At 38.4% G+C, this 16,788-nt stretch carries 18 protein-coding genes; 8 read left to right on the top strand and 10 right to left on the bottom strand.

Features of this window, described 5'->3' with window-relative positions; genetic code table 11:
- The first annotated feature begins 305 nt into the window (after positions 1-305).
- A complete protein-coding gene (locus NLP_RS14590) occupies positions 306-629 on the top strand; it encodes a hypothetical protein (RefSeq protein WP_180277395.1) in 324 nt (107 codons plus the stop codon).
- A gap of 399 nt (positions 630-1,028) precedes the next feature.
- Here NLP_RS14590 and NLP_RS14585 read toward each other — a convergent pair whose 3' ends face one another.
- Positions 1,029-1,514 carry a beta-lactamase hydrolase domain-containing protein gene (locus NLP_RS14585; protein ID WP_104909883.1) on the bottom strand — a complete coding sequence of 162 codons (486 nt, stop codon included), beginning with the start codon at positions 1,512-1,514 and terminating at the stop codon, positions 1,029-1,031.
- Between the two features lie 322 nt (positions 1,515-1,836).
- Here NLP_RS14585 and NLP_RS14580 point away from each other — a divergent pair, with 322 nt between their 5' ends.
- The 4 genes from NLP_RS14580 (at position 1,837) to NLP_RS14565 (ending at position 4,649) form a co-directional block, all read left to right on the top strand.
- Positions 1,837-2,550, top strand: coding sequence for a DJ-1/PfpI family protein (locus NLP_RS14580; protein WP_104907014.1), 714 nt, complete (start codon positions 1,837-1,839; stop codon positions 2,548-2,550).
- A gap of 251 nt (positions 2,551-2,801) precedes the next feature.
- A complete protein-coding gene (locus NLP_RS14575) occupies positions 2,802-3,305 on the top strand; it encodes a GNAT family N-acetyltransferase (protein ID WP_104907013.1) in 504 nt (167 codons plus the stop codon).
- Positions 3,306-3,418: 113 nt separating this feature from the next.
- On the top strand, positions 3,419-4,027 hold the full coding sequence (locus NLP_RS14570) for a TetR/AcrR family transcriptional regulator (protein ID WP_104907012.1): 609 nt from the start codon (positions 3,419-3,421) through the stop codon (positions 4,025-4,027).
- Positions 4,028-4,238: 211 nt separating this feature from the next.
- Positions 4,239-4,649, top strand: coding sequence for a DUF120 domain-containing protein (locus NLP_RS14565; protein ID WP_104907011.1), 411 nt, complete (start codon positions 4,239-4,241; stop codon positions 4,647-4,649).
- 182 nt (positions 4,650-4,831) lie between these two features.
- On the opposite strand, the gene NLP_RS14560 is transcribed toward NLP_RS14565, so the two are convergent.
- From NLP_RS14560 to NLP_RS14520, 9 genes are all read right to left on the bottom strand, one after another.
- Positions 4,832-5,719, bottom strand: a complete 888-nt coding sequence (locus NLP_RS14560; protein ID WP_104907010.1) for an STM4011 family radical SAM protein — start codon at positions 5,717-5,719, stop codon at positions 4,832-4,834.
- 70 nt (positions 5,720-5,789) lie between these two features.
- On the bottom strand, positions 5,790-7,046 hold the full coding sequence (locus NLP_RS14555; protein ID WP_104907009.1) for a hypothetical protein: 1,257 nt from the start codon (positions 7,044-7,046) through the stop codon (positions 5,790-5,792).
- Between the two features lie 81 nt (positions 7,047-7,127).
- On the bottom strand, positions 7,128-8,474 hold the full coding sequence (locus NLP_RS14550) for an STM4012 family radical SAM protein (protein WP_104907008.1): 1,347 nt from the start codon (positions 8,472-8,474) through the stop codon (positions 7,128-7,130).
- Between the two features lie 52 nt (positions 8,475-8,526).
- The gene (locus NLP_RS14545; protein WP_234017328.1) at positions 8,527-9,318 is read right to left on the bottom strand and encodes an STM4013/SEN3800 family hydrolase; all 792 of its coding nucleotides are present in this window, start codon (positions 9,316-9,318) and stop codon (positions 8,527-8,529) included.
- 10 nt (positions 9,319-9,328) lie between these two features.
- Complete coding sequence (locus NLP_RS14540) at positions 9,329-10,519, bottom strand: STM4014 family protein (protein WP_104907006.1); 1,191 nt, start codon at positions 10,517-10,519, stop codon at positions 9,329-9,331.
- Between the two features lie 14 nt (positions 10,520-10,533).
- Entirely contained in the window at positions 10,534-11,802 is a 1,269-nt protein-coding gene (locus NLP_RS14535) for a hypothetical protein (RefSeq protein WP_104907005.1), read from the bottom strand.
- Between the two features lie 122 nt (positions 11,803-11,924).
- Positions 11,925-12,755: a hypothetical protein gene (locus tag NLP_RS14530; protein WP_158680381.1), complete on the bottom strand. Its 831-nt coding sequence runs from the start codon at positions 12,753-12,755 to the stop codon at positions 11,925-11,927.
- Between the two features lie 123 nt (positions 12,756-12,878).
- On the bottom strand, positions 12,879-13,178 hold the full coding sequence (locus tag NLP_RS14525; RefSeq protein WP_104907003.1) for a hypothetical protein: 300 nt from the start codon (positions 13,176-13,178) through the stop codon (positions 12,879-12,881).
- Between the two features lie 50 nt (positions 13,179-13,228).
- A complete protein-coding gene (locus NLP_RS14520) occupies positions 13,229-14,485 on the bottom strand; it encodes an STM4015 family protein (RefSeq protein ID WP_104907002.1) in 1,257 nt (418 codons plus the stop codon).
- Between the two features lie 289 nt (positions 14,486-14,774).
- Between NLP_RS14520 and NLP_RS14515 the strand changes: the two genes are divergently transcribed.
- The 3 genes from NLP_RS14515 to NLP_RS14505 are packed head-to-tail and all read left to right on the top strand — an operon-like array spanning position 14,775 to position 16,788.
- Positions 14,775-14,987 carry a DUF2997 domain-containing protein gene (locus NLP_RS14515; protein ID WP_104907001.1) on the top strand — a complete coding sequence of 71 codons (213 nt, stop codon included), beginning with the start codon at positions 14,775-14,777 and terminating at the stop codon, positions 14,985-14,987.
- A gap of 11 nt (positions 14,988-14,998) precedes the next feature.
- Complete coding sequence (locus tag NLP_RS14510) at positions 14,999-15,658, top strand: hypothetical protein (RefSeq protein WP_199784826.1); 660 nt, start codon at positions 14,999-15,001, stop codon at positions 15,656-15,658.
- Between the two features lie 59 nt (positions 15,659-15,717).
- Entirely contained in the window at positions 15,718-16,788 is a 1,071-nt protein-coding gene (locus NLP_RS14505; protein WP_234017327.1) for an Hsp70 family protein, read from the top strand.

Raw genomic sequence — 16,788 nt, 5'->3', positions numbered from 1 at the left:
AAATTTTCAAGACATAAAAAGTTTTTTTGAGCAGTAATACTTACGGAGTTATTTACAATTCTTGACTTTCTATTTTTCAAGTAAAGTTTGTTGTATTTTAAATTCAACAGCCCCGATCGACTGTTAGTCTTTTAATTAATGAAAGCAAGGTTTGGACGTAATTATATGCGTATTCAATTGCTTAACAAAGCTTAAAAGTTCGATAATTAGCGTTAATTTTATAGCGATTAGTTAGTTCTTCAGGAATCTCCCAGAGTTTACATTCACCAAGTACACAACTTCCACAAACCGAACTCCGAAACCCGATGATGAATCATTACTCACTTCAATGGATTGAGGCATGGTGCCAAGAAAATGGCTGGACAGATTTATTTGTTGAGCGACGTAACAACTTCTGGGCTTTCCCTCCGGGTGGGGTAATGCCAGAGCCAATTCCAGTTCATGTTCTCAGATTGATTAAAGCCGAAAAAGGACTGACTTTTGAAGAACGATTGTGGTCAATGTCGGCAGTAATTGGCACAATCCTAGCTGTTCTTTTTACCTTTTGGTTTCAGTCGCCGATGCCATTAGTTTTAGCTTTCGCTTTTAATGCTGTTACAGTGGCTCAATTTGAACTTGAAGATGCCTAATTTTTATTTTGGGCTTTGTTATTCAAAACTGCTCTTGTCTGCTTTCAGCAAGAGCAGTTTTTAATTTAACAAGAAAGAATTCAGGAGTCAGGAGCCAGAATTCTCTTGCTTGTATTCTGTGCGACTCGCTACCCCTGCAAAGAAACAAGCTATGCGCTGCACGAACGTAGAGAACGTCTTGATTCTGACACTTTGGTGGAGCGTCTCAGGCTTCGCTTCTGAATTGTTCTTTAATGATTTGTATAGCAGCCTTCTAGTACACTACGGCGTAAATAAAGCAACCATTTAAAATCCCTAAAAAGCCCATTCCATTATACTTTTGACTTTTGACTTTTGACTTTTGACTTCCGCCTTGCGGTACTAGTCTATTAAGACATAACAATTAAAAATCACTAACATTTAAGAGCAGCTAGCAGGTATAGCTATTTTTGCGTGTTTGTTAACGTAGTCCACAAATAATTGCTTCAATCGGGGACTAACGCCAGCGTGTTCAAAGAATCCAAAGCCGAGATTCTTCGCTTTTGCTAAGGTTTCCTCTGGTGTTAATCCTTCCTGGATAGCGATACTCAACAGCGCAATTCCAGTCGATCGCATCCCGGCGGCACAATGTACAACCGCTGGTTTCGGGATTTGTTCGAGTATCGTGAGGATTTTGGTTATCACCTCTTCATTCAAATTTTTTAGATCCACCTTGAGTGGAACATTTTGATAATACAGCCCCAATGCTTCCGCTACTTTTTGCTCATCTTTGGAAAATCCTAGTTCATCAGGCGATCGCAAATTGAGAACGGACTTAAAACCCTCTTGAATAGCTTGCTCAAGCTGTTTCGGTATGATTTGTCCTGTTGTTGTCAAGTTTTCGTTAATTTGTATGGCGTTGATCACATTCACTCCTTTTGATTTTCTAATGTCTGCCAGCTTGGTAAATACTCTAAGGGAGCAAGCTTTGAGAAGATATTCAAAATAAACACAATAAAATTAGCCAAATATCACAAGATATTGCTTGATTACTTCAAAATTTCTCTTTTGAAGTTGGTTATTTTTTTGCTTTATCCATAATATACGGTTTGTCGATAGAATTAGTGATAATTAAAGTTATTTATAGTTTCTGTTGATAAAATTACCGTAACTTATATTTCAAAAGTTATACTATTGGGCAAGTTGCAGGAGCAATCGATCGGAATTTTTGCGAACAAGGGTATCAATAATGACTGTTACAGAACAAATTTCTTCTCTATCGATTGGAATAGTATTGTTCCCAGATGTAACGCAGTTAGATTTTACGGGCCCCTACGAAGTCTTTGCCAAATTGCCAAAGGTGCAATTATATCTGCTGGCGGAAACACTCGAACCAATTCGGAGCGATTGCGGCCTCACTTTTCTACCTGACACAACCTTTGCTCAAGCCCCAGCCTTAGATGTATTATTTGTGCCAGGAGGCCCAGGTATCAATGCCAAAATGGAAGATGAAAAGTTCCTCGGCTTTCTCAAAACCCAAGGGAAACAAGCTCGCTATGTTACGGCTGTCTGCACTGGTTCGCTGCTGCTGGCGGCGGCGGGTTTACTTCAGGGTTATTGCGCCACTACTCACTGGCTATCGTTGGATTTACTTGAGATGTTAGGAGTGAAGACAGTTGCTCAAAGAGTTGTCATCGATCGCAATCGAATTACAGGCGGTGGTGTGACAGCTGGCATTGATTTTGGGCTGGTTCTAGCTGCTGAGTTATTTGGGGAAGCGCTCGCCCAAGCAATTCAACTAGGGATTGAATACAATCCTCAACCACCCTTTAACAGTGGTTCTCCCCAAACTGCCCCTGCGGCAGTACTTGCTCGCGTTATAGATGCAAGTCACAATGTTCAGGAAATCAGACGGCAAATTGTCCAGCGAGTTGTGACTCAATTGCAAACTGCTAATAAATAGCTAGGCGCAAATAATTAGAAGATAGGGTAGATTGTATTAGCGTGAAACACATAACGCACCATTTCCGATTTTCGGTGCATTACGGAAGCCGTAACATACCCTACAGAACAATTCTTCTTTTTAAACTGGGCAATGACCCAGAACTAAAGTTTTCATTCATACTTCTTTCCTCTTGCCTTCTCCCAAGGGGAGACGCTAAAAGCAATCTGCTCTCTGCCTTCTCTTGTAATCTGAATGCCAGCCCTGAACCTATGAACGCTAAGGAAATATCTCTTCGACCTGCCCAAGAAACAGATGCGTGGGTGCTGAGTGCAATTCATATTGCTGCCATCAAAGCTCTGCCTGCAACTTTCTACACCCAAAAAGAACTTTTAGCTTGGCGCAATTACCGCGACAAACCTAATGGGTCAAATATCTTGAAGAGTATGAAAGCAGAATCTTTCTGGGTTGCGATCGAGGGAGATGTTGTTATAGGTTTTGCTCGTTTCATTGTTGATGAACTAATCGGGTTGTATGTCCATCCTAAATATCAAGGTAAAGGGATTGGCCGTACTTTAGTTCAACATTTTTGCGATGAAGCAACTGAGCAAGGTATAGATAAGGTAATTACAACCGCTAGCCTTTATGCTGAAGGGTTTTATTTACGATTAGGATTTACTGCCATCCAAAAAGCACCTCATTATTTAAGAAGTGGGATAGTTGTTCCAGTTACTAAAATGAGTAAAACATTAGCTACTGCACCTAAATCAATTTGAAAAAGTAAATATTTTCAATAACTTTAAAAATATTGGTATCAATATTATTTTCCCCAAATTACGACCACTTTTTCTACATAATCTATGATGAAAGTAAGTACTTGCCAGCATAAATGCATAAAACCATCCGTTCATCAACTCTCACCCGTACACGTTTGATAGAAGCCGCCTTACAGGTATTTGCCAGTTTAGGTGTTCAAGGAGCAACTACCCGTGAAATAGCTCGTGTTGCTGGTGTGAATGAGGTGACTTTATTTCGCCACTTTGCTAGCAAAGAACAACTTCTGGGAGCAGTAATGAAAAATGCCTTGGCACTCCAGACAGAAGCCCTTGCACACTCCGAAGCGTGGACACAGGATCTAAAAATTGATTTAAAACAGTATGCCGATCTTTACAATACTATGCTAGAGACACAGGAGGACTTAATTCGTACCTTCATTGGAGAAGCCAAACGTCATCCAGAGGCAGCGAAACAAGTGATTCAAGAAGCTGCCAAGCCCTTAGCAAAAAAACTGGTAGCTTACCTGCAATCGAGTCAGAAACGAGGCACCGTCAGAGCAGACCTCGATCCATTTCCGGTTGTCGATATGTTTACAGGAATGCTATTGGCTGGAATGCTATGCCGCAGTGCAAAATTCAATCAAGGCAGCTATAGCTGTGAGGACTATATCGAAACCTGTGTAGATATTTTTGTGCGCGGTATCAGTACCACTCCCCTCTAATTTGTCGATGCAGTTGTAAGGCATGAGCCAAATTAGACAATTTATGGCAACAGCAGTGATTCGGAGTTAATGATCTATGAAGGCTAATAAAGGTAAGTTCTTTCTGCACGACTCCTAGTAAAGCTAATCAAGAGGAAATAGATTTAGCGATCGCTACTGCATAATATGTTCAATCTATACAATACCAGCCTATTTACAAAAATAAAAATATATGAAAATCTTAAAAGGTAAGGTTGTCAGTGGTTTAGGAAACTTTTCTTACTGGATTGAGAAACTCCAAGAATATTACTTGAGAAAAACGGGGATGAAATTTTTTCCTGGAACTTTAAATATTCAGTTAGATCAACCTTACCATCTTCCGAAAAATTTCATACGTCTGGAAAAGGAAGAATATGGAGGGACTGTTTCTGTGAGCATTGTTCCCTGTCAGATATTTGGCAGAGATGCTTTCATCTTAAGAACAGACAAAAATAATACTGAAAGTGGAGATCATCCGAAAACAATTATTGAGATAGCTTGCAATGTGAAACTTCGGGAGCTATATAACCTTAAAGATAATGATTTGATTGAACTTGAGATTCACGATGTTAGATTTAGTTTTGAAAGTGTGCCAGGAAGTTGAGGTAGATATACGCGAGCTTTTTGAGATCCAGGAATAGCAATATGTATTGTTCTTGGGAGTGGGAGCTTATGCCACTGAAGGGGGCGAAACGCCCTCGATGCAGGTGGAAGTTGGACAACCAACACCGGAGCCTGAATATGCCTCCCAGCAAAAAAGCTGCAAGAGAAATTTTCCCTTTCGCCTTACAAATAACTGCGATCGCACGGAGAAAACTTTTTAGACATCCTCTTAGGAATTCTTTCTAAAATACCAGAACCAAATACCTTATTCATTTCTAAATATTCCAGATGAACGTAACCAATATGACAATGACAAGTTTGGTTGCTACAAAGTCGATCCCCCAAAGCTGCTTCCCATTGAAAATCATAAATATTACCAATTGGTTCTTTAATAAAATGACAGCGGCACATTGTACCGTCACCATCAACAGAAATCGCTGATTTACCAGCCTGACAAGAATGCCCAAAGCTGGAATAATGCTTGGTATTTAATTCATATAATGGATCGATAGATTGGAAGAATTCTCGGTCTGCTGATGATAAATTAGGAAGTTCAGCTTTCACAGCATTAATCCACAAATAAACGTGGTTTGGTAACTCCTGACGTAAAGCGGCTATTTCTGTTTTAAACTTGGGAAAACCCACAACTCCAACGCTAAAATTAACATTTTTGTTGTCTAAATTGAGGCATTTTGCTACAAAGCGATCGCGTGTCACCCATTCTGAATGAAAAGTTGCCCAAAGTGCCAATTTATCTTTGTTACATTCCTCTACCCAATCTAAATTACAGGATAGATTAGTTTGAATTGCTGCTTTATTAACATTGGGCAATTGCGTTAATTTTACCAGAGCTTGTTGATACCAAGAATGAATTAAGGCTTCTCCCCAAGGAGTAAAAAGAATTGAAAATTGATGTTGAGGATGTTGGGAAATCCAATTGACAAATTTTTCTAATGCTTGTTTATCAATTGCTAATTCTGCGGCTGTTTGTTGGCGTTTTGCAAAGGGGCAATATTCACAGCCGTAGTTGCAACTAATTAGAGAACCGCGATAGAGGATGGTGAAGTGCATAGTAATAGTTAGTTATTATTAAATGTTAGTTAAATTTGATTATTAGGCAACATAACAATATATGAATTATTTATATATCATTAGGTGAACTTTGCCTTTCAGCAATAACTTCAATATCTAATTGAGCAAAATTTTCAATTATCTTATCAGTTAAATAATTATCAGTAATATCAAGAGGATCTAGTTGACGAACAGATGGGCAATTAAGTAAATATTCTGCACCCTTGTATCCTAATGTTCCAACTGAAAGGTTTAGTTCCAGTAAATTTTCAATAATTGGAGAATCTATGATAGTAAAAGCAATATCATCTGAGAAGTCACAGTTACGTAGTCCTAAATATTTAAGTCTTGGAAAAATATGAGAAACATTTCTGATCAATTCAATAACAGAGGAATATATGTAGCAATTTGTACCAAGCCATAATTCAAGGTATTCCAAGGCTGGTAATTCTAGCTTGCAAATTTCATCAATCACTTCATGGCAAATTTCAGTTGACTCGATAATAATTGCTTTTAAAGTTTCATGTCTAATTGGACTGAATTGTATCCCAGTGAAGTATTTATAATACCTTGAAGAATTATTACAGCGAATTTTTAATACTTCCAATTGTGGATAAGCTAACAAAATATAACTGAAATTACTGTATACAAGTGGCAAATGAGTCAATTCACAATCATTAACGTCTCCTATAAATAAAGCTTTAATGTTACTAAGTTGTTCATGAGCATTAAGTAATGCATCCATAACAGGACGGAAAGTGTAATCTTCTAAAGAACTTGTGTACCACAATCCGAATACCAAAGCTTCAATCTGATTAGCAAGAGGACTTTGCAACAATATTTGCAGCTTGTCTACACTACTCATAACGGGTTTTCCATAGCTTTCAGCGGGGACAATCCTTAAAGCGTAAGCTATATTATCTGTGTCATTAATCTTAATTTTAGGGTCAAATTCTATCACTTTTCGGTTAGCAAATGTAGTTGAATAACCACAAGGAATACTATAGTTTTTTTCAAAATTGCTCCAAAACTTGTAATTCTGTAAAGCTAGTTTTGCTTGAGATATTTCTGTGTTTTTTAAAATATTTAATGCATATTTTTGTATTTTTTTTGATTTATTTTTTAAAGCTTCAATTACCAAACATAGTCCTGCATCACCATAATTTAGTGCTTCACTTAAAGCCGCAATTCCCACTTCAATATTTGAATTCGATAAGCGTCTTTTAATTCCTTCAATACCACCTAAAACAGCACCTTGTAGAGGTGGTGCTGCTTCTCCACCAAATACCGCATCAAATTCTCTGGGTTGATTTTGATTGTTTGTCATATTTTATCCAACAGTAGATACAATGTAAAATTCTGTTTAGACGCGAGCAATTGCTTTGATACAAATCTGGGTTAAACCCGACTATTTCAACTCATAACCTTGCATTAGTTCTTGAACTTTCTCAGAAAATAACCACGCGCCAATAGTATCAGAACGTTCAATACCAAATTCAGTTAACTGCAAAATATCCTCGTCTTTTATCGCCAAATTCAAAGCCAGTAATTCTGAAAATTCTGGGAAATCAGTGTCCACTTCACTACCAAATCGCTGGCGATAACTAATCAAATTTAATCCTTCATTAGAAAGTAAAGATAATAGAATATACCGCCGACGTTGTTCTTCTGCATCTAGTTGAAAACCATAATGCGCGTATTCAAATAACTCATCGGGTGTTTGAATATATGCTTGTAAAATCTCGCTGATTCCCTTTGCTCCCACTGCATACTCGTTGGAGTAGTGCAAAGTATCGGTGTAAGAACGTGCGCCACAACCTAAACCAACCATACCGTCGGCTTGACAACAGTAGACCGGAGAAGGGGGAGACAAGGGAGAAATATTATTACCTTGTTCCCCTTGTCGAAACATCCGCATAGAAACTTGCGTATATCCTTGCGATAATAATAGCGATCGCCCTTCGCGGTAACAAGCTAAACGAATATCGTCCCATTCTTTATCTGTTCGTCCCAAACCTGTTAACGGTCGTACATATAATGGATACAGATAGATTTCTTCTGGTTGAAAGCGCAAGGCAGCGTGTATTGATTGCAACCAAGTATTGACAGTTTGACCGGGTAAACCGTAAATCAGGTCAATATTCAAAGTAGAAAATCCAGCCTCTTTTATCCTTGTCAAAGCTGCTTCTACTTGAGTATTAGATTGACGGCGCTGGGTGGCTAAGACTTCCGACTCGATGAAACTTTGGACACCAATGCTAACACGATCGACGGCGTGCGATCGCAACAACCTTAACTTATCCTCAGTAGCGGTTTCTGGCGAAACTTCCACAGAAATGGGGATTTCTTGTAATTTCACACCCATCGTATTTTCAGCAATATCGAGAATAGTTTCAAGGTGCTGAATGGGTAACTGGGTGGGAGTTCCACCACCGATAGCGAACCTAGCAAAAGACGCATCACCCAACACCGCTTTCATTTGTTGCGCCTGTCGCTGTACCGTGCGGACGTATTGACTCATAAAATCTTCATTGTGGCTGACTGTGGTAAACAAGTTACAGAAACCACAACGCATTTCACAAAACGGTATGTGTATGTAAAGAAATAGCGCTTGTCTATCTTGCTGCGTCCAAAGTTCCGGGAGATATACGGGTGGGCTGAAAGGACGATAAGCTGTTTTGTGAGGGTAAGAATAAACGTATGCTTGATAAGGAGACTGGGCAATTTTAGATTTGAGATTTTGAATTGTCAGCATAGGATTTAAAAGAATTTAGAACTCTGCGCCTCTGCGCCTTTGCGTGAGGTTTTCATAAAATAAACTCTGCATAAGGAACAGTCCAAACGACAGGATGGCTGAGTCGATGTCCAGTGTAACCATCTTCACCATAAGTTGTCCCGTGGTCAGAACACAGAATGCAAAAAGTAGAATGCCTTTCTCGTATAATATTCCAGAGTTTAGCTAATTGGCGATCGACGTATTCCAAAGCTGCGGCGTGAGATTCAATGGTATCGATTTTATCTTTTGCATCGGGAAGATAGAAATAATTTGGTTGATGCAAGGCAGAAATATTTATAAATAAAAATATACGTTGATTATTTGGCGTTTGTTCTAAAATTTTTCGCGCCAGATTTACCTGATTTTCTGTAGATTCGGGGTTAGTAACTCCTAATTCTGGACTCCAATAACTTTCAGCAAACATTGAGGGAATTACATTACCTAAAGGGTTGCGTTTGTTGAAAAAACCAACTCCACCAATGCAAACTGTATGATATCCCTTTGCAGCTAATCCATTAACAATATTTGAGCTATCTAACACACAAGTTGTATTACTTGTAGTGGTACTTCCTTCAAATCCCAAAGCAAAAAGGCGGGGGTGAATTTCAGGTGTTACAGGTGTGGGTAAAAAGCCTGCAAAGAACGCATGATGAGAAGCATAAGTGAAGTTTCCAGGTGAATGTCGTTCTTCCCAACCTGTGTTTCGTAGAACTTTTTCTAAATTAGGAGTCCGTTTTTGTATAAGTAAGTTTTTAGCTACGTCATAGCGCAGAGTATCTAGCGTAATAAATAAGATATCGTGAGTTTCCACTATTTCATTCATATTAAGCATCTTAAAAATTTCTCTTTATTCTCTGCGTTCTCTGCGCCTCTGCGGTTCGTTCCAAAATCGCTTTAACTTCACTCGTATAAGTATCCATCTCATTCCATAAAATTCCCGGTAATAAATCGCCAAAAGCATTAATCTCTAAAATTGCATGAGTTTTCCAATCCGGTAAAATTAGTAAATCAACTCCGCAATATAAACTATTAGTAAATAACGCTGCTGCTTGTTCGCAAGTTCGCTTCATCATTTCCCAATTTTCTATACCAACTTTTGCTAAAAATTCCTCTGTATCTCCTCGTTCATTACCTAAATGTAAATTTGTCATCGGACTTTTACCAAGGCGAACAACGATATGTTGTGCTTCACCATCAATAACCACCACACGCACATCAAAACCGCATCCTTGCAAATTTGCTTTGGGTAGCCATTCTTCAACTTGTACGCCTTCTGCTGTTAAAATGTTGATGATATCAGCGATTTCTTCACGGTGGGTGTAGTGCCTAATTTTACGAGAGTTGTAAAGTAGGGTTTCTCCATTTTCTCGCACTTGTTCGACGGTGGTAATAGCTGATTCAAAACGGGAATTTGCGCGATAAGCCACAACTCCCGAAGCGGCAGAACCGTGGGAAAGTTTGACGAATACTCGTTCTATTCCCTGTGTTTGCATTTGTTCGCGCAAATGTTCGTAATTGTGAATTTTACCAAGCGATCGCGGAACGGGAATATTGTAACCCTTGAATCTTTCGTGACAGGCTGGTTTGTCAAACATCACAGCGATATCTTGCGGATGGTTCATGAAGTAACCCTGGAGTGGAGTAAGTTGAGATTCCCATTTTTGCAGGAGATATCGCCAGCCTAAATACCACTGTCGTGGGTAGAGGATGAGTCCTTTGTCGAATTCTAATTTTGTCGCCGCTTCTTTACTGATACGTTGATGATTAAAAATCTCCCCATTCCCTACTCCCCACTCGCCACTCCCTTCCCCAATGATGGCTTTATCAATATCAAAGTTCTTTTCTGGAGAATCGAAGCGGATAATCGTGTTAGGTGCGTTGAATTGTGCGAGAGTTTGTTTACCTGATATTAAATCTGCGTAATCTACTACGGTGGCTCGTGGTAAATTGAAATGAGTTAGTGCTTGTTGAAAGAAACCAACACGGCGATTTTCAGGGTTGGCGATGAGAATGAAATTTAGCATTTTTGATATATTGTTTATTCGTATAATGCGTAATAACGTGAAGCCGATCCTCCTCGATGGTAGTTCTCATTTTCTTCTTGCGAATCTGCAATTAATCGACAATCAAGTTGAGACAATTGTTGAACCATCTGTGGGGATATGCAGTTTTTGGAAATATTAAGTGTGTAAAGCCGATTTACACTTGGGCAGCTTAGCAAATTTTCTGCACCTTTATCAGTTAAAGTTCCCATCGATATATCAAGCACAGCTAGACGTTCAATAATTGGAGATTGCACTAAAGCTTCTACAATCACGTCAGTATTTTCAAAGCTTGGTAGAGCAAGGTAAGATAAGTTAGGAACTAATTCACCTGAAAATAGGGTCTTAAAATAATCGAAATTTGTTGGTGAGTATCTACACCTCCCTCCCCATAATTCTAAATATTCAAGTGATGGCAATTCAAGGTTGCATATTTGTGCTATTGTGCGAGCATTGTTATCTGCTGTTTCTAATACTAAATTTTTCAAATATTGATGATAAGTGCTTTTAAAAAATAGATTTTCATAAGGATTTCCATGTAATTTAAATACCTCTAATTTTGGTAACATCTCTAATATAGAAGTCATATCACTTAGAAAAATACGCGATTTTTTGTATTCATGTTGGCGGCGATCGCCAATAAATAAAGCTTTTAAATTTATTAACTTTTGACTAGCTTTACAAAGCATATTTATAAGTGTCTGACACTCTTCGTGATATATTTGTAAGTAGCTTTCATCAGGCATCCAACAAGCTAAAGCTTCAACTTCACTGACTTGAATATCATTGAGGAATAATTGAAGAGCATCTAGATTAAAATCTTCAACTACACGAAATCCTCCACGAGAATTTGGCTCCTCACGATAGAGGTTAACATTGTAAGCTGTACTAATTGCAGAAGTGATTCCAATATTTGGATAAAAAGTTTCAAATTGCCAATCTTCTAGCATCGTAAAACATTCCTGAGGATTATGTCTCAATAAAACCTGTTTACCCTTTTGTCCACCTTTATCTCGAAGAAGACGAGCAGCAAACATCTGCACTTTATCTGAAGGGTCTTTCAAGGCTTCAATTACTAATTCAAAACCTTCTTTTTGATAGCGTAAAGCATCAATCAATGTAGATGCTCTTTCTCTAGCTTCAGGGCTTTTCAACCGATTTTTAACTCCTTCAATCCCTCCTAAAACCACACCAGTAACAGGAGGTGGTGTTTCTCCACCAAGTACTGCATCAAAATCTCTCGGTTGATTTGAATTATTGTTCATTTTGGCTAATCCTAATTTATCGATAAAAATTTGTAGATGTAGGATTTTTCATTCGTGTAACGAAGAATAGCAAAAAGGGCTATATCCTTGATAGATTGACAAATGGTGATTTTGGCTTTAGTCTATTCCCAGACTGAGTAATAGCGATCGCTAAACTGAGAATCTGCAATTACTCGACATTTCAAGGTTGAAAGTTGCTCAATTGTATTTTTATGTAAACGATTTCCAGAAACATTGAGAGTATGCAGGCGATTAACTGTTGAAGACTTTAACAAAGCCATAGCACCTCCACTACTTATATTTCCATCTGTTACCTCAAGTATCTTCAAAGTTGTCATGATTGGAGAATTAACAATAGCCCGAGCTACCTCGCTCATATTTCCGCATTTTCTTACTGCTAAATACACCAAATTAGGGAAAGATTTACCTGAAAGTACAGGTGCTAAGCTATCGATATTGATATTACTTAAATTACTTCTACTTAGCCATAGTTCAAAGTACTCTAGAGATGGTAAATCTAAATTGCAAATTTTCGCCAGATTACTATCAGATATACCATCAGCATCAATAATCAGAGTTTTTAAACTCTCATGTTTTAAAAGCTTAACTGAAATAATAGAATTATTTTGATAATTCAGAACTTGTAGTATTTTTAGTTCAGGTTTTAGAATATCTTCCTCAAGCATACGTCCGCGTATGTGAAGTAGTTCTAAATTAGGATAGGCTTTTAACAGAGGATGAATATTAGATACATTAACTCTGGATTTTCGGTATTTCTCATTATAGGTTGTAGTATAATCTCCAATCAATAATGCTCGAAGAGAAGAAAGTAGTTTACTAGCATTTATAATTGTTAATACAAAATCCTTAAAAGCAGTTTCACGATTTGGATCTTTATAGTATACTTCACATTTAATTGCTTCTATATATTTAGCTTTGGGATCTTTAAGCAAGCGCAATAATTTATTTTTACTATTTACATAATTTTCAGCACACAGACAATATGCCTGACCTCTTGGGTCATTAATTCTGTCATAATCGTAATCTTCCCAATTGTTAAATGTAGTTAAAACTAATCAAGGGTCATAATCTAGTAATGCCTGTTTTCCTTTAATACCCACTTTATGTAGTAAATCAATAGCACGATTATGTATTTTTTCTGAATGGTCACATAACGCTTCTATTATCAAATCTACTTCTGCGTCACTATATTTAAGCGCATCTTCAAGCGCCGCAATTCTGACTTCATCATCTTCGTTATTTAAACGATTTTTAACTCCTTCAAGTCCTCCTAAAACTACAGCGTAGTTTTGATTCTGCTGTTTTCCACCAAGTACTGCGTCAAATTCTCCGGGTTGATTTAGATTGTTATTCATTTGAAATGCCTTATGTTTTTATTTAAAAATGAACATGATGTACCTATAAATTACTCTGCAATGGAACAATAGCGACCATGAATATAGCTATCTTCATCTTCTTTCTTCTGATTATTTGCCAAAACCCGCACATCCAAACTAGACAATTTATCAATCATTTCTTCAGATAAAAAGCTTTCTGACACATTGAGAATATCAAGATAACTGATAGCCTGACAATTCAGCAATTCTTCAGCACCGATATCACTCAATGTTCCCATCGACAGATCAAGTATGCTGATAGAATTAATAATTGGACAAGCCACAATAGCACTGACTATTTCATCGGTAAATTGACTATTGCGTAACCCTAAATAAGTTAAATTGGGAAATATTCCTTCAAAAATAATCGGATGTATATCTTCAACCCAACAGTCTCCGCCGTAATCTTCACTGCCGAACCATAATTCTAAATGTTCTAATGCTGGGAGATTCATCTTACAAATTTGGGCGACAGCATCTCGATTTAATCCTCCAGTTTCCACAATTAATGCTTTGAGGCGATCGTGTCGTACTGGTGGACTAAAATGTAAACCGTCGCCACCACGAACTTGTAAAATTTCCAGTTTGGGATAAGCTCGTAAAATGGGGCTTATATCACTTTGTTGAATCCAAGAAATTTCGCATTCATCAGGAGCAATATCACCGATAAAAACAGCTTTGAGATTAGTTAAATATTTTTTGCCATCAAATAAAGCTTCGACAATACTACTTGAATCCCTTTCATAAGCTTCCGGCCACAAACCAAAGACTAAAGCTTCTACTTTGTTAGCGTTGGATTCTTGCAGAAGTCTACTCAGTTGACTCCATAAATTCTGCTCATTATCATCATATCCACATCTCAGGACGTAAGCTTTGTTAATAGGTTCAGTAATACCTATATTTTGATCAAACTCTACAACTTGCTGATTAGCAAATTGAGTAACGGCATACCCTTGATACTCGTTCAATCTTTCTTCCAAGTTCCAAGGTTTATATATCTGCAAAGCTTGTAAAGCTTGCGGTTCTGTTCTTTGCTTCAATACTCGATAAGCAAAACGCTGCACTAACCTCGATTTATCTTGTAACCCTTGAATTAAGACATCTAAGCCTGCATCACCATATTTAAAGGCTTCGCTGAGTGCAGCAATTCGCACATTAGCCACAGGATTTGATAAACAACGCTTAATACCCTCAATTCCTCCGAGAACAAGTCCATCTATAGGAGGCGGCGATTGTCCTCCTAAAACTGCATCATAATCTCTGGGTTGATTTTGATTGTTAGTCATGTTGATTTACCTTTCAAGTCTTAGTTAGGGTTCCCAAAAACTTAGTTCTAATTTGATTACCAGCTTGCTAGCGCCGCTTTTACGTAATAATAGTAGCAAATCGTACATCTGTACCGTTGACTCAGTTTTTTTCATGCTTGTGCAATCTTATTCGATATAGTACATTTGTTTTGATATATTAGCAAAAGCTCTAACGCGCTTATTTGGTAATTGCGGTTCCCTGGCAAAAGTGATACAACGGAATAACTGCGTATTGCTTGAAAACCTTGAAAATCTAGAGTTTTTATTTATGGCAGAGTATCAAAAAGTTGAGTATCGTATTGGTAAAGATGGGAAAATTACCGAAACAGTGATTGGTGCTTCTGGTGCAAGTTGTATCAACACAACATCTGGAATTGAAGATGCTTTAGGAGATGTAGAAACTCAAGAACTGCTTCCTGAATATTACGAGGGGCAAGAAAACGTGACAGGAACAGAACAACAGTCTCTCAAACAAAAATAGGAGAGATATAGATGCTCGCAGACATCATATCAGACATCCAGAGAAGCGGAATGTTTTCCCTGGAAAGTATTTTAGCGATCGCAATTGGATTTTTGGCGTTACTTTTGATTATTCCAGCAATTAACGCAGCGATCGCTTCTCAACCAAACAAGCGAACTGACAAGTTAGGGCTGGCGCAATCTCAAATTAAATTACTAGAAGATGAACTCCAAGCATCTCATCAAAAATACTTAGAATTAGAGCAAAAAATACAGCAACTTATTTCTGAAAAAGCTGCACTGCATCAAGAAGGCTTGCGACTCCATGAAGAGTTGCAACAGCAACGTCTGGAACTGACAGAAGAATTTCGCACTTCCACATTTGAGCAATTGCAGACATTGTTGGCAAACTATCCCAGCATTCACCAGATGGTGAGTGTTAAACCAGAATTGCCCGTGAAAAATCTGCTTTCGATGTTTACTTCTCTAGATAATCTCATTAGTAAATGGGGTTACGAACAGATAGGCAAACCTTGGGAACAAGTGCCTTACAATTCCCAATTTCATCAACCAGACAATGCCGATATTACTGAAGGTGAATTAGTTTACATTCGCTTTGTTGGTTATCAGCATCAAGGAAGAATTCTTTGCCCTGCCAAGGTTAGCCGTAGTTTGCCGGGAGGGGGGAGGTGAGGAAGCAGGGGCGCAGGGGGAGGAATAACAGATGACCAATGACAAATGACAAATAACTAATGACTACAGTAATAATTGATTTTGGTACGAGTAATACTGTTGTTTGTACTACAGATTTGATTACGCGAAAACCACGGACGTTGCGATTTGATTCGATGTCGCGGCGGTTTGAGGTTGGGGCAAAACAAGTTAGCGTCGTGCCGAGTTTGGTGTTTGTGGAAGGGCAAAATAGCATTTTGTTTGGTGAATCTGTACGCGCCAAACGCTTGGGGTTTGCCCAGCCGGAACGCTGTTTTAGAGCTTTCAAACGCGATTTGGCAGCAGATTTTGTCCCACCTCCCCGACAGTTGGATGGTAATAGTTACAGCGCTGAGGTGGTTTCAGAACTGTTTCTCAAGGAAATTTGGCAACAGGTTGAACAGCAATTACAACCCAGTAGCGTTATTTTCACAGTTCCCGTCGGTGCATTTGAGCGATATCTTGACTGGTTCCGCAACTTAGGCGACAAGTTAAATATTCCCGCAGTGCAAATTGTCGATGAATCTACCGCAGCAGCCCTTGGTTATGCTGTCAAGCATCCTGGTGCTGTGGTTTTGGTGGTTGATTTTGGCGGTGGTACTCTAGATTTAAGTTTAGTACGAACTGTCAGCGCTGAATCTGAACAGCAAATAGTGCGTGCCGAAGTTATCGCCAAATCCGATGCTTTTATTGGCGGCGTAGATATTGATACATGGATTGTCGAACATTACCTGCAAAAAATCGGTTCCTCCCGTGCTGAAGTTGGAGAAATCGGCTTTATGAATCTGCTGGAAGTAGCAGAAAGGGTGAAAATCCAACTTTCGATAACAGATGAGGCCAAAGAAGCTTGGTTTGATGACGAAAATTTTATGTCCCATGAATTGCAATTGCATCGGAACGAGTTAGGCGAAATTTTAGAAAATCAACAATTATTAGAACAGCTAAGACAGGCGATAGATGAAGTATTAGCGATCGCACTTTCCAAAGGCATAGCTAAATCTGCCATTGAACAGGTTTTATTAGTCGGCGGTACTTGTCAAATTCCCGCTATCCAACAACTAGTAATTTCCTATTTTGGCAAACAAAAAGTAAAGTTAGATAAACCATTTTAA

The organism is Nostoc sp. 'Lobaria pulmonaria (5183) cyanobiont' (assembly GCF_002949795.1).
In the GTDB taxonomy this organism is placed as follows: Bacteria; Cyanobacteriota; Cyanobacteriia; order Cyanobacteriales; family Nostocaceae; genus Nostoc.
The sequence above is the reverse complement of the archived record's forward strand: the minus strand, read 5'-3'. Positions and strand labels throughout refer to the sequence as shown.

Bases quoted from the DNA above. Each gene is read 5' to 3' on its own strand.
- NLP_RS14590 (WP_180277395.1), top strand. From the start codon at position 306: ATGATGAATCATTACTCACTTCAATGGATTGAGGCATGGTGCCAAGAA.
- NLP_RS14580 (WP_104907014.1), top strand. From the start codon at position 1,837: ATGACTGTTACAGAACAAATTTCTTCTCTATCGATTGGAATAGTATTG.
- NLP_RS14575 (WP_104907013.1), top strand. From the start codon at position 2,802: ATGAACGCTAAGGAAATATCTCTTCGACCTGCCCAAGAAACAGATGCG.
- NLP_RS14570 (WP_104907012.1), top strand. From the start codon at position 3,419: ATGCATAAAACCATCCGTTCATCAACTCTCACCCGTACACGTTTGATA.
- NLP_RS14565 (WP_104907011.1), top strand. From the start codon at position 4,239: ATGAAAATCTTAAAAGGTAAGGTTGTCAGTGGTTTAGGAAACTTTTCT.
- NLP_RS14560 (WP_104907010.1), bottom strand. From the start codon at position 5,719: ATGCACTTCACCATCCTCTATCGCGGTTCTCTAATTAGTTGCAACTAC.
- NLP_RS14555 (WP_104907009.1), bottom strand. From the start codon at position 7,046: ATGACAAACAATCAAAATCAACCCAGAGAATTTGATGCGGTATTTGGT.
- NLP_RS14550 (WP_104907008.1), bottom strand. From the start codon at position 8,474: ATGCTGACAATTCAAAATCTCAAATCTAAAATTGCCCAGTCTCCTTAT.
- NLP_RS14545 (WP_234017328.1), bottom strand. From the start codon at position 9,318: ATGAATGAAATAGTGGAAACTCACGATATCTTATTTATTACGCTAGAT.
- NLP_RS14540 (WP_104907006.1), bottom strand. From the start codon at position 10,519: ATGCTAAATTTCATTCTCATCGCCAACCCTGAAAATCGCCGTGTTGGT.
- NLP_RS14535 (WP_104907005.1), bottom strand. From the start codon at position 11,802: ATGAACAATAATTCAAATCAACCGAGAGATTTTGATGCAGTACTTGGT.
- NLP_RS14525 (WP_104907003.1), bottom strand. From the start codon at position 13,178: ATGAATAACAATCTAAATCAACCCGGAGAATTTGACGCAGTACTTGGT.
- NLP_RS14520 (WP_104907002.1), bottom strand. From the start codon at position 14,485: ATGACTAACAATCAAAATCAACCCAGAGATTATGATGCAGTTTTAGGA.
- NLP_RS14515 (WP_104907001.1), top strand. From the start codon at position 14,775: ATGGCAGAGTATCAAAAAGTTGAGTATCGTATTGGTAAAGATGGGAAA.
- NLP_RS14510 (WP_199784826.1), top strand. From the start codon at position 14,999: ATGCTCGCAGACATCATATCAGACATCCAGAGAAGCGGAATGTTTTCC.
- NLP_RS14505 (WP_234017327.1), top strand. From the start codon at position 15,718: ATGACTACAGTAATAATTGATTTTGGTACGAGTAATACTGTTGTTTGT.